Source organism: Actinoplanes sp. M2I2, assembly GCF_023544445.1.
Lineage (GTDB): Bacteria > Actinomycetota > Actinomycetes > Mycobacteriales > Micromonosporaceae > Actinoplanes.
In genome coordinates this window covers 33,101-54,452 of the sequence record NZ_JALPVJ010000032.1, presented here as the reverse complement: position 1 = coordinate 54,452, position 21,352 = coordinate 33,101, and the positions used below count along the sequence as shown (strand labels likewise).

The 21,352-nt window shown below is 66.7% G+C and carries 9 protein-coding genes; 6 read left to right on the top strand and 3 right to left on the bottom strand.

All coding sequences use genetic code 11. From position 1 onward, the window contains the following. Position 1: 1 nt before the first annotated feature. Positions 2–913 carry a LysR family transcriptional regulator gene (locus tag HJC40_RS40920; protein ID WP_250009051.1) on the top strand — a complete coding sequence of 304 codons (912 nt, stop codon included), beginning with the start codon at positions 2–4 and terminating at the stop codon, positions 911–913. Positions 914–970: 57 nt separating this feature from the next. Here the strand turns inward: HJC40_RS40920 and HJC40_RS40915 are convergent, their stop codons facing one another. Beyond that, positions 971–1,504 carry a TetR/AcrR family transcriptional regulator gene (locus HJC40_RS40915; protein ID WP_250009050.1) on the bottom strand — a complete coding sequence of 178 codons (534 nt, stop codon included), beginning with the start codon at positions 1,502–1,504 and terminating at the stop codon, positions 971–973. An 85-nt stretch (positions 1,505–1,589) separates the two neighbouring features. Here HJC40_RS40915 and HJC40_RS40910 point away from each other — a divergent pair, with 85 nt between their 5' ends. Beyond that, positions 1,590–2,378, top strand: a complete 789-nt coding sequence (locus HJC40_RS40910) for an SDR family NAD(P)-dependent oxidoreductase (RefSeq protein WP_250009049.1) — start codon at positions 1,590–1,592, stop codon at positions 2,376–2,378. A 590-nt stretch (positions 2,379–2,968) separates the two neighbouring features. On the opposite strand, the gene HJC40_RS40905 is transcribed toward HJC40_RS40910, so the two are convergent. Next, positions 2,969–3,562 (bottom strand): hypothetical protein, encoded by a 594-nt coding sequence (locus HJC40_RS40905; RefSeq protein ID WP_250009048.1) that lies wholly within the window; start codon positions 3,560–3,562, stop codon positions 2,969–2,971. Positions 3,563–3,845: 283 nt separating this feature from the next. Between HJC40_RS40905 and HJC40_RS40900 the strand changes: the two genes are divergently transcribed. From HJC40_RS40900 to HJC40_RS40890, 3 genes are all read left to right on the top strand, one after another. Then, the gene (locus HJC40_RS40900; protein WP_250009046.1) at positions 3,846–4,601 is read left to right on the top strand and encodes a hypothetical protein; all 756 of its coding nucleotides are present in this window, start codon (positions 3,846–3,848) and stop codon (positions 4,599–4,601) included. Between the two features lie 241 nt (positions 4,602–4,842). Beyond that, positions 4,843–11,874, top strand: a complete 7,032-nt coding sequence (locus HJC40_RS40895; protein WP_250009045.1) for a polymorphic toxin-type HINT domain-containing protein — start codon at positions 4,843–4,845, stop codon at positions 11,872–11,874. A gap of 16 nt (positions 11,875–11,890) precedes the next feature. Then, on the top strand, positions 11,891–12,223 hold the full coding sequence (locus HJC40_RS40890; RefSeq protein WP_250009044.1) for a hypothetical protein: 333 nt from the start codon (positions 11,891–11,893) through the stop codon (positions 12,221–12,223). 327 nt (positions 12,224–12,550) lie between these two features. Here the strand turns inward: HJC40_RS40890 and HJC40_RS40885 are convergent, their stop codons facing one another. Continuing rightward, positions 12,551–18,559: a LamG-like jellyroll fold domain-containing protein gene (locus HJC40_RS40885; protein ID WP_250009043.1), complete on the bottom strand. Its 6,009-nt coding sequence runs from the start codon at positions 18,557–18,559 to the stop codon at positions 12,551–12,553. A gap of 1,068 nt (positions 18,560–19,627) precedes the next feature. Here HJC40_RS40885 and HJC40_RS40880 point away from each other — a divergent pair. Beyond that, positions 19,628–21,334 carry an AIPR family protein gene (locus HJC40_RS40880; protein WP_250009042.1) on the top strand — a complete coding sequence of 569 codons (1,707 nt, stop codon included), beginning with the start codon at positions 19,628–19,630 and terminating at the stop codon, positions 21,332–21,334. The last annotated feature ends 18 nt before the right edge of the window (positions 21,335–21,352 follow it).

Below are 21,352 nucleotides of genomic sequence, written 5' to 3'. Positions count from 1 at the left end.
CATGCACGCCACGCATATCGGCCGGGTGGACCTCAACCTGTTGCCGGCCTTGATCGCACTGCTGGAGGAGCGGCACGTGTCCCGGGCCGCCGTCCGGGTGGGCATGAGCCAGCCGGCGATGAGCCGGTCACTGCACCGCCTGCGCCGGACGCTCGGTGACGACCTGCTCGTCCGTACGCCAGAGGGTTACCGCCTCACCCCGCGTGGCGAGCGCATCCTCGACCGCCTCGCCACCGCCGTGCCGCAGTTGGAGGACGTCTTCGCCGGCGCCGAGTTCGACCCGTCCACCACCGAGCTGGAGATGAGGGTGGCCGGCTCCGACTACGCCCAAGCGGTCATCGGACCCGGGTTGTCCAGCCGGGTGGCCACCGCCTCACCCGGCTCGACGCTACGGTTCCGGCCATGGCACCGCGACGTGCTCGCCGAACTCTCCGACGGCGTGCTCGACCTCGCCTTCATCGGTGCCCAGACCCCGGAGCCGCTGCGCCGGGAGGAACTGTTCAGCGACCGGTTCGTGTGCGTCGTCTCGGCCGGGCACCCGCTGGCCGATCGCCCGGCGCTCGGCCTGGCCGAGTATCTGGGCTGCCGGCACCTGATCATCGATCTGGTGGACGGGCGGCAACCCGCGATCGACCGGGTGCTCTCCGCGCGCGGCACGCCCCGGCGGGCCGGCCTCATCCTGCCGGTCCACGCCACGGCCACCCTTGCGCTACCCGGCACCGACCTGGTGCTGACCATGCCGCAGCGGCTGGTCGGGCACTACGCGAGCGGTGAAGCGCTACGCGTCCTGCGAGCGCCGGACGAAATCGGGACCATGACGTACTGGATGGCCTGGCACCCGCGCCTCGACCGCGACCCGGTGCACCGCTGGCTGCGCGACGGTGTGCGCGAAACAGCGGCCGGGCTCCGTTAGCTCACCGTTCGGGTGTGGACGGCTCGGGTAAGGCCGCCGTTCGGGGCGGCGGGCTTGTCAGCGACCGCCAAGGGCACCGAGCACAGTCTTGACCAGCAGGCCGGCCCGCCCGCCGGCGTCAGCCAGCTCCGGCGCGTCGTCGGGGAGCAGATAGACCTCACCCATCAGGGCCAGATAGACCCGGCGGCACCACGAGGGACTGGCAACGGCGATCGCACCCTCGGCCTGCAGGCGGGTGAACAACAGCTCGAGGCCGTCCTGAACCTCCCGGCTGGGCGCCGATGCCAAGGTGATCGAGAACCGGTAGCTGATCTTCAGGTCGAAGACGATCTCCGACGCCCGGTGCAGGGCTATCACGGGCGGCGCCGTCTCCACCTTGGCCTGCTCCATCACGAGCAGGTAGCGGTCGTTGAGCCGCTCGCTGAGCGCATCCAGTAGCGCCTGCCGGGAGGCGAAGCGGCGATGGACGGTCGCGCGGGCGACCCCGGCAACGTCCCCGATGCGTTCCAGCGAGGCGTTCGGGTTGTCGGCGAGCACGGTCTCGGCCGCCTCAAGGATCCGGGCCGTACTGCGTTCTGCGTCCGCTCTCATCCCGGACTACTTTAGGGGAGCATCAAGTGAGACATCAATAACTCATTTCTTGACCTAAACGAGACTCATGTGTTGCAGTTAAGGCATGGATCTTCAGCTGAACGGCAAGCACGTGCTCGTCACCGGGGCGAGTAAGGGCATCGGCCTCGCCATCGTCCGGGCCTTCGTCGCCGAAGGTGCCTCGGTCACCGCCGTATCCCGGAGCAGCACGCCCGAGCTCGAGGCCACCGGAGCCTCCTTCGTGGCAGCCGATCTCGCCGAGGCCGACGGCCCACGGCGGATGGTGGAGGCCGTGCTCGCCGCCGACCCCCGTCTCGACATCCTGATCAACAACGCCGGTGGTGGCACCATGAGCGGCGACGCGTTCGCCGATCCGCTCGACGGCAGCGACGACCACTGGGCCGCCACCTTCGCCCTGAACCTCTACGCGGCCGTGCGGAGCACCCGGGCCGCGCTGCCCGCCCTGATCCAGGCGCGGGGGGCCATCGTCACCATCAGCTCTGACAGCGCCCTGCGCCCCGGGGCGACGCCCCTGCCCTACGCCACCGCGAAGGCCGCGCTCAACGCGTTCTCCCGCGGACTGGCCGAGAAGGTGGGCGCCCAAGGAGTCCGGGTCAACGTAGTCACCCCGGGCGGGACGCGGACCCACTTGATGGAGGGCCAGGACGGCTACGCCGCCCAGCTGGCCGCCCACCTGGGCATCGACCACGACGCACTGCTCGCCGCGATGCCCGGCCAGGGCGGCATGCTGACCGGCACCCTGATCGAGCCGGACGAGATCGCCCGTGCGGTACTGCTGCTGTCGTCCCCGACCATGCCCAGCGTGATCGGCTCGAACTGGCTCGTGGACGCCGGCTCCACCAAATCCGTTTAGGGCTTTCCCGGTCTTGTCGCGGCCCAGCGCGGATAGGTCATTCCTGCGTCTGGGCCAGGCCCGCAGCGAGAAGCTCGCGAAGATGTCAAGCGGCGAGTTCAAGGCGAAGGTCATGACGTTTGCACTGTTCAGGGCGTTGATGATGTCGCAAGTCTCACGATGATTCGTGGTGCTACGAGCTGTACGAGGTCGACACGGGCCCGGCCGAGAACAACTACATCGACGTCCGCATCCCTGACGCGTCCCGGAACAGCGGTCCGTTCATCCCGATGCCCAGCGACCACGTGACGCTGACCATGCGTGGCCGATGGACACTTCCGTGGCCGGTGTTCCGGCGCTTCCTCGACGCCATGCGTGCTGCCGGCGACATAGTCGAATGCGTCAGCGACAAGCACCCGCCCGTGGACCAACCTTGACGATCGCTGCGGATCGTCGCCCGACGCCGTGGGTCCGGTAACAGCTGCCGCACGGCTTCGCGGTCGAGCTGGCCAGGGGTCCGAGCCGTGCGAGCAGGGCTTCGCGGATGTTCACTTCCGTCCTGCTGTGACCCGTGCCCCGTCCGCGCGCCGGCGTGGACGGGGCACGGTCCGTCAGCAGAGGGTCTTCTCGACCTTGGCGGCGAGGGAGCCGGCCTTCGCATTGATGCCGCACTGCACCGCGCCCGTGGTTTTGGCGCCGAATGTCTTGGCCGTTCCGCGCGCCTTCTCGACCACTGCGGTGCCCCGGGAGTTGCACTGGTTCAGGGCCCACTGGACGCTCACCTTGCGGACACCGGAGAAGAAGACGTAGGTCTTCCTCGGCTTCATCGTGGTGGTGACGCTCACCGTCGTGGTCGTTGTCTTCGCCCGTTCGCCCGCGACGGCGAACCCGGCGGAGGCCTTCACCTTGGCGAAGATCGCTCCGGCCTCGGATTCGCCTCCGACGGTCACCGTGACGGTCGCCTTGACCACCGTCTGCACCTCCGCCTTGATCGTGTACGGCGAAGTGCTCTCGGCCGCGTTCTCGTGGCGGGTTGCGTGGGTGATGGTCCACGGCTTCTTCAGCTGCGTCACCTTGTACTTCTTTGCGTTCGGCTCGCACACTGTCGGCGCGAACGCACTGAGTTGCGAGCCGCCGGTGCTGGGAGCAGCCATGGCGGGCACGCTCGGCATGATCACAGCCGCACACAGCGCCGCCACGCCCACACCCACACGATGGGTATTACGCAATCGTCTCACGTCCTTCTCACGAAACTGGCACACGGCAGATCTTCGATCTGCCGACGCGACCCACGAGGTGGTATCCCCTCGTGCTGGAAGGAGCAAAGCGCATCCGCGTACATTCTCCGTACATCGACGAGGATGGCGGCAGACGCCGCTGCCGGCCGACCGGGGCATGACGACCATCGTGGACGCCACAACAGCTTCTACCCTCCTGCCGTGTGTGTGTGGCGCCTGCTGGCAGTCAAGTCGCATCGAGCGAGTGGCCGTGGAAGAGCTGGATTCTTCCGAGGAGCGCATCGCCCGGCTGACCGGATCGTTGAGAGCCGTTACCGAGCGAGGCCGCCCGACCCTGGAGGCGCAAACGCTCCGGATCGACGAGCTGCGCGAGTTCGTGCTGCGAACGGAATCGTCCACGGCGCGTGCCGTGCCGCCGCCGATCCGGGCCGCTGTCCTCGCGAGACCGCGCGGTGACCGGGAGGTCTCCGTTGGGCAGGCGCGATACCGGCTCATCGGCGAAGCCGAGCAAACCGAAGCGCGTGATGGGAGTTACCGGCTTCTGCGCGCCGACGCCCGACAGGCCACAGCGCCGTCGCGAGAGGTTCGCCTGAGCCGGCTGGAGGTGCTGGGAGACGCAGAGCAGCGTCGGGCTGAGTTGAAACACGAGGCGCAGCTGCATGGCACTGTCGTAGGCCTACCGAAGGTGCTCGCACGTGAGGACCGGCGCGAAGGCTTTACGTTCATCACCGAGATGCCTCCAGGCGCCGGCCTTTCCGCCGTCTATGGTCGCGCGCCGTACCCAGGAATCATCCTGGATACGCTGGTGCGTCTGCTTCCACAGGTCGCCCGTACCCTCGAAGGTCTGCATGCCGTCGGGAAGGCTCATCGTGCGCTGCGGCCCGAGGTCCTGATCGCCTCGCGTGAACGGCTTTGGCTGCGGGATGCGGGGTTGGCCGCCGTCCCGGCAACGGCCGGAGAGGCCGGGCGAAGTGTCGCGCTCCCGAGCAGGAACGCCCGACGCTGATGCCGCCTGGGTCGCCTTCCCGGCTGGTCCGTTGGAAACGGCCAGCGGGACCGAATCGCCTCGTCGCGCCGGGCTCACATCCTGACAATGCCGTTTATCAATATGTTGTGAAAAAGATCATCCATGTAGGACCCTGCGTGAGCCTCCTCGTACGCTGTCCGCGCCGGTCACAAGATCGACCGGTGCGGATCAGGCACGGGGGAGTAGCTGCATGCTGTCCAGAAGCAGGTCGGGTGCACGTATGGTGGCGCGGTGGCGCCGGACGGCTGTGCTGTGTTTGGTCGTTGCGGCCGGTCCCGCGCTGATCAGCCTGACGCCGGGTGCCGCGGTCGCGGACCCGAAGGGCGTGGCGTGGCCCGAACCCAAGCCGCTCGAGCGCGTACAACTCAACAAGAAGAAGGCGGCCGCGCCGAAGGTTCCGGAGAAGACGTACGCGAAGTTCGCCGTCGGCGCCAACGCGTCGCTGCCGGGCGCCCAGGACACCACCGTGCGCCTCGCCGGCCGTACGAAGGTCCGGGCCGGCTCGTCGCCGGTGTCGGTCACCCGCGGCGCTCAGGTATCCGCGCCCGATCAGGTACGGGTGACGACCGTCGACCAGAAGGTGGCCCAGGCCGCCGGCGTTCGCGGCGTGATGTTCACCCTGCGGGGCACCGGTGCCGCCGGCCCTGTCGACGTCGAGGTCGACCCGTCCACGTTCCGCAACGCCTACGGCGGCGGCTACGAGTCGCGGCTGCGCCTCGTCCAGCTGCCCGCGTGCGCGCTGACCACCCCGGAGCTCGAGCAGTGCCGCCGGCAGACCCCGTTGCCCGCGCTGACCGGCGCGCCGGTCTCGGCCTCGGCCGCGGTCTCGTCCGCCGTCACAGTGCTCGCCGCAGCCCCGGACGCCTCCGGCCGCAGCGGTGACTACAAGGCCACCGACCTGTCCCCGGGCGGTTCGTGGTCGACCAGCGGCAACACCGGCGCCTTCACCTACAGCTACCCGATCGCGGTGCCGCCGGCCGTCGGCGGTGGCGGCCCGGCGCTGAGCCTGTCCTACAGTTCCAGCTCGCAGGATGCCCGCACCTTGGGCACCAACAACCAGTCCTCCTGGGTGGGCGACGGCTGGAGCACGCCCGACAACTTCGTCGAGCGTACCTACCGCAGCTGCGAGGACGTCGAGGGCTCGGGCGCCCCGGAGCACTCGGGTGACCTGTGCTGGGCCGGGCAGATCCTCACCCTGTCCCTCAACGGGACGTCGACCGAGATCGTCTACGACGACAAGACCAAGACGTTCCGGTCGTCGAACGACAGCGCCACCACGAAAATCGAGAGCCTGACCGGCGCCACCAACGGGACGAAGAACGGCGAGTACTTCCGCGTCATCGAGAACGGCGTCCAGTACTACTTCGGCCTCAACCGGCTGCCCGGCTGGGCCGCGGACAAGGACGAGACCAAATCCGTACGAACGGTGCCGGTCTACAAGGCACACGACGGCGTGGCCGCTTGTCCCGACGGCTCGTTCACCGCGACCTCGTGCAAGCTCGGCTACCGGTTCGGGCTCGACTTCGTCGTCGATCGCAACAGCAACGCGATGGCCTATTACTACGGCCAGGAGACCAACCACTACGGCGCGAACATGAAGGACACCGCTGTCGAGTACGTGCGCGGCGGCACCCTGCAGCGCATCGAGTACGGGCTTCGCGCCGGGTCGGTCTACTCGGCCCCGCCGTCCGGGAAGGTCACCTTCAACACCACCGAGCGCTGCTTCCCCGGTCAACCGGCCGGCAACACCTGCGCGAGTGACCAGTTCGGCCTGGCCCACCCCGAGTACTGGCCCGACGTGCCGGTCGACCTTCACTGCACCAGCGGCAAGGACTGCATCAACCACTCGCCGAGCTTCTGGTCCCGGCGGCGCCTGGCCTCGATCGTCACCGAGGTGACGATCGGCGGCGAGCTGAAGCCGGTGGACCGCTACGACCTGGCACAGACTCTGCCCGACGGTGGCGACCACGCCCCGACCGTCTGGCTGCAGTCGATCAAGCACACCGGGCTGGACAAGCTGGGTGGGGCGACCACTACCGCCGACGGCGGCACGGTCAGCTTCAACCCCACGCAGCTCTTCAACCGGGTCGGCACGCTGCCCGGTCTGCCCAAGATGTGGTACAACCGCATCGGCAACGTGACCTCGGAGACCGGCGCCGAAACCATCGTCACCTACCGGACCCCGACCTGCTCCGGGCTGCCGGCCAGCGACCTGGCCGACGAGAACGACACCAAGGCCCAGGCGTTCGCGTCGACCAACAAGACCGGCTGCTTCCCGGTCTACTGGACCCCGCAGGCACAGCCCCGCCCGTTGATCGACTGGTTCTACACCCACCCGGTCACGTCCGTCGTCACCATCGACAACTGGAACAAGTACCAGGACGGGACGCCGCCCAAGCTGGTCACCGAGTACGCGTACGAGGGTGACCCGGGCTGGCACTACGACGACAACGAAGTGGTCGAGAAGAAGAACCGCACCTGGGGCCAGTTCCGGGGCTATCCCGAGGTGCACGTCACCACCGGTGACACCTCCGTCTTCCACCAGAACAACAAGACCGACGTGTACGACCGGAAGACGCTCACCCGGACGTACTACTTCCTCGGCATGAACGGAGACGTTCTGCCGGGTGGCAAGAGCCGCAGTGGGCTAGCGCTGAGCAGCACCGACGGCACCGTGACGGTCACCGACTCGCCCGAGCTGGCCGGTCAGGTCTTCGAGACCGTCACCTACACCGGCGCCGGTGGCACGCCCGAGGCGTCCACGGTCAACGTCCCGAGGATCATCGGCCCCACCGCGTCGCGGGCCCGCACGGGACTTCCCACGCTCGAGGCCAACATGGTGGTGCCATCGCGGAGCCTCACCCGGCAGAAGGTCTCGTACGGCTGGCGCAAGACCGAGACCGCGACCTTCTACAACACGACGCTGGGTCAGAGCACCACCGGCATGGCGGTGCAGCAGGTCGACCGGGGCGAGATCGGCGCGGCCGGCAACGTCCCCGTCTGTACCTTCAATCGGTACGTCGACCTGACCGTCCCGGTGGTCGGCGGCGGCACGGCGCCGATCGTGCTGCCGTCCGAGCTGATCAAGACGAATCAGGACTGCAACGCCACCGGCGCGGCACCGTCCGGAACGCTGATCTCGGATGCGCGCACCTCGTACGACGCGGCCGGCAATCCCACGCTGATCAAGGCCGCAGCGACGGCCACCGGCGTCACCGTCAGCAAGTGGCTGGACACCACCTCGACCACGTACGACATGTACGGCCGGGCCAAGACGGTGACCCGGACGCCCACCTCGACCGGTCTGGCCCAAGCCGTCCACACCCGGTACTCCCCGAGCACCGGAGAACCGCCGAAAACGGTCACCACCGTCACCACGGTGACCGTCGGGACCGACTGCTCGGCGGTCACCGTGTCGAGCAAGGACTGCCAGGTCGCCACCATGAGCCTCGACCCGGCCCGGCAGCTGCCGATCGATGAGATCGACATCGCGGGCGGGCGGAGCTCGGCCACGTACGACGCGCTCGGCCGGCTCACCAGCGTCTGGCTCCCCAACAAGAGCAAGGCGGCCAACGCTCCGGCGAACCTGAAGTACGAATATCTGCTGCGGTCGACCGCGCCGAGCGTGGTCACGACCAGGACGCTCGCCGACAACGACAAGACCGACGCGCCGCTGACCTACATCGCGAGCAAGGTGTTGCACGATGCCCTGCTGCGTCCGCTGGAAACCCAGCAGACCGGCGAGAACGGCACCACCATCGTCTCCGACACCCAGTACGACTCGCACGGCTGGACCGTGCTGACCAACAACGCGTACGCCGTCGACGGCAGCCCCGGCGACAGCCTGCTATCCGACCACCTGTCCCAGGTGTCGATACCGTCCACCACCGTCATCGACCACGACGCGATGGGCCGGGTCACCCAGACCACGGCCGAGCACAACGGCGTTGAGACCTGGCGCACCCGTTCCGCGTACACCGGCGACAAGGTCACCACGGTGCCACCCGCCGGCGGGATCGCGACGACCAGCATCACCAACGCCCGGGGCAAGCTCACCGAGTTGCAGCAGCACACCACCGCGCCGACGCTGTCCGGCAGTGTCACCGCAGGGTTCACCGCATCGGGCGGCGTTTCGAACAGCGTCAAGTACGAGTACACCGACGCCGGGCTCCCGACCAAGACCATCGGGCCCGACCAGTCGGCCTGGGTGGACTCGTACGATCTGCTCGGCCGCAAGACCAAGCACGTCGACCCGGACACCGGCACGAGCCTCACCCAGTACGACGACGCCGGCAATGCGACCCTCAGCCGGGACGGCCGCGGTGTGCAGCTGAGCTACACCTACGACCTGCTCGGCCGCCGGCTCACCGGTTCCAAGGCGAGCACCAAGTTCCAGTTCGCCTCGTGGACGTACGACACGCTGCGCATCGGCCTGCCGACGTCGTCGACCCGCAAGGTTTCCGGCGTCGAGGGTGGCTACACCGTCGAGGTCACCGGCTACTCCCCGCTGGGACAGCCGATGGGTCAGAAGATCTCGTTGCCGTCGACCGAGGCGCCGTTGCCGGTGTCGTACGAGACGACCTTCGCGTACACCCCGAACAACGAACTGCTGGCCCGGCAGACCGACCCGGCGGTGGGCGGCCTGCCTGAGGAGACGATCACCTACGGTCGCGGCCCGCTGGGCGCGCCGACCAGCACCAAGGGCATCGAGTCGTACGTCTCCGGCACCGTCTACACGGAGTTCGGCCAGCCCAGCAAAGTCACCCTGGGCCCGTCGACCAAGCAGGCCGAGGTCGTGTACGACTACGACCCGCAAACCCTGCGTCGCAGCGGCCGCACGGTCTCGCGGGCCGAGGGAATCGGCCCGGTCGTCGACCGGACGACCTACAGCTACGACGACGCCGGCAACCCGATGTCGGTGACCAACACGCAGACCGAGAACGGCAACCCGGTCACCGACACGCAGTGCTACCGCTACGACGCCCTGGCCCGCCTGGCCGAGGCCTGGACCGCCCCGGCGGCGTGCCCGGCCGCGAGCGTCCTCAAGCCCGCGTCGGCCGGCGTCGCGACCGGCGCCGGTGCGTACTGGCAGTCGTACACCTACGACGCGATCGGCAGCCGGAAGCAGCTGGTGGACCACTCCACCACCGGCGGCACGGACGTCACGACGGCCTACACGCTTGGCTGCTCCACGAGCTGCAACGCCACCGGGGCTCAGCCGCACACGCTGACCGAGACGAAGGGCAACGCCGACCCGACGAAGTTCGTCTACGACGTCGCCGGCAACCTTCTGACCCGCACCGCCACCAGTGGCAAGAACCAGACCCTGAAGTGGGACGACGAGGGCCGCCTGGCCGAGGTGACCACGAGCAACGGAACGACGAAGTACTTCTACGACGCCGACGGCAACCAGCTGATCCGCCGCGATCCCAAGCGCACCAGCCTCTTCGCCGGCGACACCGAAGTCGTCATCGACACGACCAAGTCAGGCAGCGCAGCTTCCCTCGGCGCCGTCCGCACGTACAGCCACGGCGGTGGGGGACCTGTGGCGATTCGCTCCACCCTGCCCGGCGGTGGCGCTCATTACCTGATCAGCGACTCGAACAACAACGCCACGCTGACCATGGACACGACCACCCAGGCCGTCGCCCGCCAGCAGTTCAAGCCGTACGGCGAGGACCGCGCCAACGCCAACCCCACCGCATGGCCCGACATGACGCGTGGCTACCTGGGCGCGTCGAGGAACGTCGACACCGGCTACACCGATACCGGCGCCCGCAAGTACGACCCGGTGCTCGGCCGGTTCATCAGCCCCGACCCGATCCTGGAGCTCACCGACCCGAGCCAGCTGGGCGGCTACACGTACGCCGGCGACAACCCGATCACCCACGCCGACCCGTCCGGCCTCCGAATCGACCCCACCGAGACGGGGTGCGCCGAGGGCAACGGCGGCGCCTGCGGCGGTCAGGAAACTCCGGCCCCCGTCAACGTGGTGGAGGACGGAAACGGCGGCGGCACGGTCGGCGGTGTCCGCGTCACCAATTCCCAGGTCAAGAACAACGTCTACCGGTTCAAGAAGGAAATCGACTGGGCGTACGACTATTACCAGCGCACCTGGGCCGGCTGGGACGCCGTCGACGACGACACGAAGATGCTGCGCATGATGGACTTCGTCTGCCAGGGGGGATCCGGTAACGGCACAGCGTGCTCGAGCATCTATGCGTTGGACGTCAGGGCCGCCCTCAACGTGCGCACCTTGGGTGGCCTCCTTCCCCCGCTGAGTTCCAAGGACATCGCCGAAGGAATGCTGGCGGAGAACGGCGGTGGCGGCGGCTCGGCGCTGCTCTCCGAGGGCAGGGTCATCCGCGCCGCCTCAAAGATCGGAGCCGCAGACGCCTACTCCGACCTCTCTGCTTTGAGCAAAGGCCAAGGCAAAGCAAAACTTTGTGACAGCTTCAGCCCGGACACCAAGGTTCTCATGGCCGACGGCTCGACCAAACCCATCGCGGAGGTCCGGGTGGGCGACGATGTCGTGGCCACCGACCCCAAGACCGGCGAGACGGCCACACGTGAGGTATCCAAACTTCACATCAACGATGACACGGATCTGGCCGATGTCACCGTCGAACTCCCCGACGGCCGTCGAGCGATCGTAAATACCACGGAGCATCATCCGTTCTGGAGCGTCGACCGCAAAGACTGGATCGGTGCGGGAGCGTTGAGGCTCGGCGAGGACCTGTCCACTCTCGCCACGTCGTCGCAGCCGGAGATCGAGGCAGTTCGCGTCTTCACCGGCCGCCGGACGATGTACAACCTCACCGTCGCCGATATCCATACCTACTACGTGCTGGCCGGAGACACGCCGGTCCTCGTACACAATTGTGGGCCGGAAGTCGGTCCATATACCTCAACTGGCACGGGGCCGGACCTTCGGCGATCGGCCAAGGTGGGTGACGACCAATGGCACTTCAACACCGGGCATGGCTTCAACCGCGTCCACACGGGGCCTGGCGGGGTGAAGAACGACCTCAGGACGACAACCCTGACACCGGACCAGGTCGAAGCCGCTATCGTGAAGGACGTCTACGGGTTCAAGGCGGGCGGTGGTGCCGTGCCCCGGGTAGGATCAGACGGATTCTCCGGGCCGCTGGAACGTTACGTCGACGTGGGTGGCGGAAACATCGGATATCGGGTGTCCCAGACGCCGGACGGCGCATTCCGGGTGGGTACCTACTGGAACAACAGTTGGTGAGGCGGGAGGTAAGCTCATGTCGAGTCTCACCGATGTGACCAGGAGCCTGATTCAGGCGACCGATGATGCCGATGCCCGGCGGGCCTCCGAGGCGACGCGCGATTTCATCGAGCAGGTGACGTTCGCGACGGCGGACGACATCGTCGCGATGCTGCGGGAAATTCTGGGTGACGACTGGTCGGCGTTGCCACCCTGGGCTCGTAACCTTGCCTATCGCCTTGCTTGTCTTCAGCGCCCCGGTGATGTGGGGCTGCTGAGAGAGGCGGCAGCGGATCTCCTCTCGTTCGGCCCGGACTGGGACGAACATGCGGAGCGATTGAAGCAACAGGCCGACCGACTGTCGAAATGAGCCTTCGCAGGGGTGCGATTCGGCCGTGGGTCTCTGAGCATCGGTGATTCCCGGCCACCACTTCTTTTTCGTCACGGTCCCTGGCTCAGTTCGGTGATCAGTCGCGTACAACTGTCTCGCCGAGTTGAGCTTCATCGGCGACGAAGTGAAAGCTGCGCTCGAACAGGCCGATGTTGCGGGCCTCGAATATCGTCCGATCCCCGTGACGGCTGATCGCGGCGCCACCCCGAGGAAGACCTGAGGGCCCGGCTCGATCGTCGTGCTTCGTCAATCTGACAAGCGGTGGTGAGGGGTGGTGGCCGGTTGCCGGCCACCACCCCTTTCTCGTTACGGTTCCTGGCTCAGTTCGGTGATCAGCTCGGGAGCGGCCACGCCCTGGTAGGCGCGGACACTGTCTACATCACCGGGGAACCAGCCGGAGGGCTGACCGGCGGAGCGGGTGCGGCCGGCCACGAAGGCTCCGGTCGCGTTCCAGCCGGTGGCCATGAGCGGCGTCGTCGCCGCCTCGGCACCGTTGATGTAGAGCCTGAGCACGCCCGCCCCGGCGTCGTGGACGCCGGCCAGGTGGGTCCACACGCCTACCTCGGCGTTACCCGGACCGTCGGCCTTCGTGACCGCTGATGACGCAGCGTCGGTGTTGCTGGTGCCGAAGTTCCAGCACGTGCACGCCTGTGCGTACTGCAGCTTGAAACGGCCTGTTTGCGTGCCGTCCTGGCCGACCACCGTGTAATCGCCGCCCGTCTTGGTGAGGCGGGCCCAGGCGGCCACCGAGAAGGACTGATCGGTCCGCAGCAGCGCCGGGGACGTGACCTCTCCGCTCGTACCGTTCAGGTTGGCGCTCACCATGTTCCAGTCGCTGCGGCCCGCAGCCGAGGTGACCCCGGCCGACAGGGCTCCGTCGTGGCCCAGCCCGGTGCTGTCCACGGCCACCCCTGGAGTCGACTCGTCCTCGAACTCCCAGTCGACCAGCGGCACAGCCTCGGCCGCGTCGTCGATCTCGTCGGGGTTCACCGAGCGGGCCCACACCTTGAGGTCGGCGATGTCGCCCTGGAAGAACGTGCTGCCGCTGCGGCCGATCCAGGTGGCCCCGTCCGCGTCGTTGAACGGCTTGACCTCCTCGACCGACGTCTCAGCGACCCCATTCACATACAGCGTCAGGGATTCCAGCTCGGAGTCGTAAACGGCGGCCAGATGAGTCCAGACGTCCTCCTTCGCTGGTTCGATCGACAGTGCGTCGTTCCACACCACTGCGTCGCCGGCTGGGGCGGACGGGGCCTGGGCCAGCCAGCGGTCGGTCGACTTCTGGTAGAAGAGCACCAGCGGCGCGTAGCCGGCCGCGTTGCGGGTGAAGACCGCGCGGTCGGCGGACTTGTCCGTGAGCCGTACCCACGCCGACACCGTGAAGCTCTTCGTGGTGTTCGGCTTGAGGTCGGTCTGGCCGTAGCTGCTCGTGCCGTTGAAGGTGCCCGCCACCTTGCCCACCAGGCGGCTGGGGCTCCAGCTCACCTGGTTGAGCCAGGCGTCATGGGTCTCGCGGTCGGGCCCGGTGCCGTAACCCACGTCGTTGGCATTGTCACCGGTACCCTCGTCGAGACGCCAGGCTCCGACAGCCGCCGCATCCGGTTCGGTACCACCGGTCTGGGAGTCGTCGGCCCGGTCACCGAACGGCGAGTCGTCCAGGTACTGCTGAGCCAATGCCGCGTAATACAAATCGTTCGGCGCCGAGCCGGTCAGATAGTCGGCCAGCACAGTGTCCGAGGTCGCGGAGCTCTCGGTGGAGACCGCGGCCGCGAAGTCGATCGCCGCATCCGCGTAGCCGCTCAGCACCGTGCTGTCGTCGCTGCCCAGAATGAAGGCGTTGACGAGTTCTCGCGCGGTTTCCTGGACGGCGGTGTGGCTCGCGGTGAACGGTGGCAGCGTCGCCACGTACACCTTCGGCGCGCCCACCTTGGCCGGCAGCACCTGGGTGTCGTCGGACCGGTATTCCTGCACCTGCGTGGCCAGCGCGACCAGCTTGTCCTTGACCTGCGTGGCGCAGGCGTCGGCGGTGCCGGTACAGGTGAGCAGGTCGCTCGAGCCGGACGAGATCAATACCGTCCGTACGTTGGGCTGGCTCAGGATCCGCCGGTCGACCTGCCCGTTCGCGTTCGCCGTGAGTCGCTCCACGGCGGCAGGCAGCAGGGCCCGGTTCCCGCCGCTCCCGGTTCCCTGGTTGAGGACGCCGAACGGCACGACTCGGTCGCCGTCGGGGGCCGCGGCCAGCGCGGCTGCCAGCTGGCTGTCGAGCTGGCTGACCCCGTTGGCGGTGGCCGTGTCCCCGTTGACCGTCTGGTCACCGAAGAGCACCAGAGCACCGGCCGGCTTGGTGGCCGATGTCGTGACGTCGACGCCGGTGACGAACGGCAAGCCCGCGATGGTCGACTTGCTGAAGCCCGTCGCTGCCTGCTCCCGGGTGTGGTCGGCGCCGTCCGTGGCGCTGGTCCAGATCGGCGTACGGCCGTCGCGGTGCCCGGCCAGCGCCGTGAGTGTGCCCTGCACCTTGAGGCTGATCAGGGCCGTGGTCAACTCTGGCACGGTCAGCGCAATCGGGTCGCTGACGACGTCAGCCCCGGCCGGCACGGTGACGCTTGCCGCGCCGCTGAAGGTCAGCGCGACCGGTGTGGCCGCCGCGGCCGCGCCGCCGGCACTGTCCTGCACCGCGAACGAAGCCGCGCCGAAGGTGACCGGCGCCTTGCCGGTGCTGTTGGCCAGGCGGACCCGTACCTTGTGGGCGTCGCCGCCGGTGGCCAGACTGAGCCGCACCGGGACGCGAACCGTCTGGCCGTTGAGGCCGGCCGCCGTGCCGGCGCTGGTGAGAACGGCCGCAGTGTCCTGGGCGGTCGACCAGCTGCCGACCCAGTGCGCCGAGTCGGTGATCGAGGTCGGACGGATGCCCAGGCCGAAGAAGTGCAGGGCGGCTGCGCCGGCCTGGGCCACGGTCGATACCACCGGCAGAGTGATGCTTTCCACCACGGCGCCAGGGCACTGCAGCGGCACGCTCACGGCGAAGATCCCGACCGGCGAGGTCACCTGGGTGGCGTTGCTCTTGTTGTAGCGCGAGAACCCGAGCACGGTGTCGCCGGCTGGGATTTTGGTCCAGTCGGCGTTCGAGTCGAGCGTGTAGGCCTGGCTCTTGATGCCGCAGCTCTCCTGCGCGTAGGTGATCGTGCCGGTCGCGCCGAGGACCGGCCCGTGCGTGGCGAAGCCGGTGAGGACCACCGCGTTGCCCTTGTTCACGACGCCGGTGGCCGGCACGGTGACGATCTGGCCGGATGCCAGCATGTTGTCGCTCGCTCCGGCGCCGTAGGCCGCGGGCAGCTTGACGGCTGCCCCGTTGACGGTGATCGTGCTGCCCGGATTCCAGCCGGCCGCCTTGAGGTCGGTGGCCTCGAAGCTGGCGCCCGCGCCGTCCGCGTCGGCCACGGTGACGGCCGGCTTCGTTCCCGCGGTGAAGGTGCTGACAGCGGTGTTGTTGAGACAAGCCGTCGTGTTGTTGATCGGGCAGGTGAGCATGGGCGCCAGCCGCACCAGGTCGATGCCCGACTGGTAGCCCGCCGAGGCCGAGTTCAGGCCGGTCATGGTGAACGTGAGGGTGTGCACGCCCTGGGTGAGCGTCATCGGTTTGCCCGTGCTGTCCTGCAGGACGCCGAAGTTGACGAACCGCGTCTCGGCCGGGTTCGTGTAGGTGTCGTACCCGGTCAGCAGGGTCTTGGCGGTCGGCTTGCCCTTGTCGAAGACAAGTGTGTAGATGCCGTTGGCGGTTCCCGTCGTGACGTGGATGCCGACCTCCCACAGGCCGGTCGAGGGCACGTTGAACGAGTACGTCACCGTGTCATTCTTCGACACCTTCGCCGTGCCGTTGTTCGACAGCACCGCCTGGAAACCGTCGCCGAAGTAGAAGCCCCCGCCACCGGCCTGGGTGACGACCTTGCCGGTGGTGGTGGCAGCAGCCGGCGGTACGACCGTGGTCGTGCCGTCGGTGTTGGTCGCAGTTCCACCGTTGACCAGTTTGGTGGCGGTGGCGAAGGTAGGTGTGCTGCGCCCGGCGTAGAAGACGTACGCGGTCTGTGGCGACGTCGAACCGGCCTGGTCGACGGCCTTGACGGTCAGCTTGTGCGCGCCCGAGGTGCCGGGCGTGAACTGCGGGCCGGCGCTGCCGTTGAGCACAGCCGTGCCGGTGCCGGCCGCGTTGTCGGCACTGGCGTAGTAGATCTTGCCCGGCACCGGTGTGGTGATGCCGGTGGTCCAGGTGATCCGCTGATTGGCGGGCAGCGCCTTGTAGGTGACATTGCTCAGGTCACCATCGAGCGAGAACAGGTAGCCGGTGATGTTGTCCTTGTGGCCGCCGGTCTTGTCCGGCGTGATCTGGAAGGTGCCCTTGTCCGAGAAGGCGCCGCCCAGTTGCTTGGGTGGGAACTGCGTGGACTTGACCTTGGGCGCCCACGGCGCGACCGTGTCGATGGTGACGTTCTGCCAGGCGGTCCAGACGTCGCCCCACAGCTTGGACTGGTTTTGGGGTTTGGCCCGCCACCGGTAGTCGCCGTCCTGCAGCCGTGGAATGGTCCAGGGCTGGCCGTACTGGCTGAAGCCGGTCTGCTTACTGACGATCAGCTGGCTCCCGCGGTAGAACTCGTACCGCATGGCGACGTTTTCCTGACTGCCGTTGTGTACGCCGTTGCTCCCCTTGGCGGTCAGCGTGGGGGTGTTCGTCGTGGTCAGATAGCGGCCCATGTCGTAGATCGACGGGGTGACCGTCGGCAGACCGCCCTTGTAGAGCTTCGGCCGGTAGCTGTACTCGATCGAAAGGCGGGCGCCGCCGCCGTATCCGAGCTGTTTCCACGAGTACTTGTCGTCCATGTTCGCCGCCTGCACCAGGAAGTTCAGCTTCTTGGCGCCGCCCTTGGCGTTCGGCTTGACGTAACTGAGGACGTTGAACGCGAAGGAGGCCGGAGTGACCCGGACGTCCTTGGTGCCGCAGTCGGTCTCCCGGCCGGACAGTGTCGAGAGGACCCCGGTCTTCTTGGCCGGCTCGTGCCCCCAGGACAGGCCCGAAGCGGTATAGGAGCTCGGTATGGCCGTCCCGTAGACCACCGCGGAAGTGTTGTAGCAGGACGCCGCCCAGCGCTGGGTGACGTACAACGTCGCCTTGGAGACCTCCGCCCCGGCCACCCCGGACGTGTCCATCTGGTAGTACGTCTTGGCGCGTTCACCGGCGCCGCCGACCCAGTCGTCGAGGCCGATCCGGGCGCTGTTCGCGCCGGTCTTCGCGGTGGAGTTGTAGACGTTCCACCCGTTACTGGAGATGCGGGCCCAGTTCTGCTGGCTCCTGGCGCCGGTCCAGGCCGGGTCGATGAAGACCGGGAAGGTGGTCGTCTTGGCGGTCAGCAGGCCGCGGTCAGGAGTCAGCGTCTGCTTGCCGCCGCCGATCCCGACCTTCACCTGGGCTCGGCGACCGCCGAGCCGGCCGGGGCCGGGACGCTCGTCCTGGACGATGCGGGAGCGCCCGGTCTCCTTCTTGGCAGTGGTCTGCGCCGCCGTCGCCGGACTGCTGTCCCACATCAGGGCGGTATTCGTGTGGAACACCGTCTCGCCGGTCCGCCGGGCGACGGCCTCCGCGCCGCCGTCACCCGTCGGGGAGATGGTGACGCCGGTGCTGGAGAGCCCGAAATCGATCTTCCGTAGGGCCGGGTCGGCGGCGGCTCGCGCGTTCTTCACGACGAGCATCGAGGAGTAGCCGGTGGCGTCGGCGGTGACCTGCAGGTCCACGTCGGGCCGGACGTTCGCGTAGGTCGCGGTGTCACCCGAGACGCTCGGGGTGGGCAGCTCGGCGAGCCAGGCGAAGCGCAGAGACGCGTCGCCGTCCTTGAGCGTGACGAGAGACTTGCTGCCGCCGGCGCCGAAGGACACGTCGGTGATCGCCGCCTTCGGGGCGTAGCTGCCGTCCGGCCGCTTCACCAGCGTGGTGTCGATGGGTACCCACTGCCCGTTCTGCCGGACGCGCTCCGGGCTCGACGAGTAGGTGGTGGTGAGCTTGCCGTCGGGGGCGACCGACGTCGTCGACGACTCGCTGGTCAGCGAGCTGACGGGGACGGCTTCTCCAAGCTTGCGGGCCTGGGTGGCAGCGACGGCCACGGGATCGGTGCGGTCGGGGGCGGCGGGGGACGGGCCGGGTGCTGCGGGGGCTGCGGGGGTTCGTGCCTGGGTGGGCGCGGACAACCCGATCGCGCCGACGGTGAGCAGCGCTGTGACTGTCGAGGTCACCGACAGTCGGCGCCGCCGCGACGAGCGTGACGACATGGTGCGTGGGTACCCTTCTCTGGAGAAACACGATCTTGATCGTGTGCGGCCCCATTGTGGACGGCTTGCCCGCTGACATCGACCCCGGCCACTCTCTGTGGGCCGGATGTGACGAAATCGGCGCCTCGATCGGAGGTGACAAGCCGGACTCGTACCGGTGCTGATTGCGGTGCGCCTGCTGTCGTGGCCCTGGCGGACGTACCCGTCATCGCCGACGCGCTCCACATGCGCCGCGACGCGGCCGCGATCTTTTCGGGGCCCGGCCAAGTCATTTCGGGGCCGGCTCAAGTAGGTGAAAGAGATTTGGCTATGACATAGTCGATGCGATTCTTGCCCACCGCCGGTGCTCCGGAGAGGTGTACGCTTCTCATGGATTGTCAAATCTTTGACGGGAAAATCGCAATGCAGTCACGAATCCTGTCACGCGAGACTTGGCCCGGCGCACCGTGGGCATCCCAGTCGGGCCGCCAGAAAGCTCGTGAATCAAACGGCAGCAACTGCGCTTGATGGCTGTCGTAGCGTGCTTGGTCGCAGCCTTGATTAGCCATTCGAGGATAGGCCTTAATCGGCGAGCGTGATCATGTCATGATGTCCAATAATCCGTACGCTGCAAAGCATGCTGGCAATACGTACTCGAATGGCATTGCGACTCAGAGTCAATGGGTTCGTGTGTTGATCGTTTAAATCTTAACTGTGATTTTAATACATCGGGAAAATCCCAATTTTCTTCAGAATCCTTCCCTTCTCGGGTGGGTCCGTGTGGTCGGCCGGTGAGCTGGTGGCGCTTGGCGGGGTCGAAGAGGGTTCGTCCGACGTCGATGGAACGAGGCTGGCGGCCGTGACGCAGGTTCAAAGTCTCACCGGCCATGTCTTGATCGGCTTTGACCGCAGGTGCTGACCTGCTGACGAACCAATCCCCCAGTGGACGCGGTCTTGCGGTCCTTGACGGCGATGCGCATCGGGGTGCAGCTGTGGCATCGACGGTGCGCCCAAGTTGTCATAGACTTAGCGCGACGTCTCCGTTACCTTCCGAAGTTACCGGCTTCAGGGGTGAAACGGAGATCAAGGATGGATCTCGTTCGAGGTCAGGTAGACAGATTTCAGCAGGAATACGGACTGGAGGCGCTCAAGGACGACGAGCTGTTCGAGTCATTCGCGGCGTACTGCGTGGTCAGCCAGTTCGTCGAAGAAACTTTCCATCCAGACCAGTTGCGCACCGGTCGAGGTGGCGATCTAGGCATTGACGCTCGCGCGATCCTGTTGAATCACGAGCTGCGAACCGACTCCGCCGACGTTAAAGAGATCATGGCGGACCACCGCAGCATCGACGCGCACATCGTGATTGTCCAGGCAAAACGGGGTACACATTTCGAGGGCAGCGTCTTCACTGAGCTCGCGGACAATCTGATTCAGATCGCGAGCGCCGCTGACATGGCGATCCCTTGCTCCGACGACATCCGAGACTTGCGGGTTTCAATAAGATCAGTCTGCGACGATCCGCGCCGGGTTCGCGACGGCCGGCCCAAGGTCAGTGTTTGGTACGTGACCACTGGCGTGTGGACGAAGGACGCCCATCTCGAAGCAAAACGCTCGGCTGCCTCCAAGCGCTTGACAGATACGCAACTGTTCCGGGACGTCGAGGTCAGGGCGGTCGGCGCACAAGACCTTATCCGTCTCGACCAGCGAGCTGCCTCCGCAGCCTCCGCTCGGATCACCTTGACCCGCAAAGTGACCGTGCCGCCGGTTCCTGGCGTCAAACAGGCGTTCCTCGCTCTCTTGCCAGCAAAAGACCTCGTCAACAACCTGCTGACCGACGACAACGGAAATATGCGACGAGGAATCTTCGAGGACAATGTCCGTGATTTCCAACAGTACGACAATCGTGTCAACTCAGAGATTCGACACACGCTGGAGAGCGAAATCGGCCGTCGAGAGTTCGCGGTCCTTAATAACGGGGTGACCGTGGTGGCCCAGCGTGTTGACTCATCTGGCGATGTATTTGACATTCGCGACTACCAGGTCGTAAACGGCTGCCAAACCTGTCACGTGCTGTTCGACCAGAGAGCCGTTTTGGACGACTCCGTATTTGTCAGCCTCCGGCTCATTCAGTCGAGTGACGACGAGGTCATCTCTCGCATTGTGCAGGCCACCAATCAGCAGACGGCGGTTACCGAGGACGATCTGGCTGCTCGCACCAGGTTCCACCGCACACTGGAGTCGTACTTCGCCCATCAGCCTCTCGAACGCCGACTTTTTTACGAGCGTCGGGCTGGGATGTACACCGCCAGAACGATAACGAAGACGCGGATCGTGACTCGATCTCAGTTAGCCCGTTCTTATGCCGCCATGTTCATCAACGGCATGGTCGGCGTCGGGGTCTATAGCCAATTGCGTAGGTCACACGGCGATCTCATCTTCCAGGAAAACCATGACCCGTTGCCTTACTATGTCAGCGCTGCGGCTTTTTACCGGATTGAATGGTTGTTCCGGAACCGCCGATTGCCGTCGACTTATGGACCTTTGCGTTTCCATCTGCTATCCGGCATCCGTCTTTCGTTGACCGGTGCGCAAAGCCCGCGAGATGCCAAAGGAATCCATAGAGTGTGCAAGTCGATAGCAGATCTGGCATGGAATTCAAATGCGGCAGAAAATCTAATTGCGTCATTCATTCCGATCGTCCACAGTGTAGCCGGAAAAGTTAACATCACCGATGTGGCTCGTGACAAAGCATTCGGCGAAAGATTCCAGCGGGCGATCTTGGCCACCAAGAAGTAACGTGACGAGACGGAGGAA

Bases quoted from the DNA above. Each gene is read 5' to 3' on its own strand.
- HJC40_RS40915 (WP_250009050.1), bottom strand. From the start codon at position 1,504: ATGAGAGCGGACGCAGAACGCAGTACGGCCCGGATCCTTGAGGCGGCC.
- HJC40_RS40880 (WP_250009042.1), top strand. From the start codon at position 19,628: ATGGATCTCGTTCGAGGTCAGGTAGACAGATTTCAGCAGGAATACGGA.
- HJC40_RS40895 (WP_250009045.1), top strand. From the start codon at position 4,843: ATGGTGGCGCGGTGGCGCCGGACGGCTGTGCTGTGTTTGGTCGTTGCG.
- HJC40_RS40890 (WP_250009044.1), top strand. From the start codon at position 11,891: ATGTCGAGTCTCACCGATGTGACCAGGAGCCTGATTCAGGCGACCGAT.
- HJC40_RS40910 (WP_250009049.1), top strand. From the start codon at position 1,590: ATGGATCTTCAGCTGAACGGCAAGCACGTGCTCGTCACCGGGGCGAGT.
- HJC40_RS40885 (WP_250009043.1), bottom strand. From the start codon at position 18,559: ATGTCGTCACGCTCGTCGCGGCGGCGCCGACTGTCGGTGACCTCGACA.
- HJC40_RS40920 (WP_250009051.1), top strand. From the start codon at position 2: ATGCACGCCACGCATATCGGCCGGGTGGACCTCAACCTGTTGCCGGCC.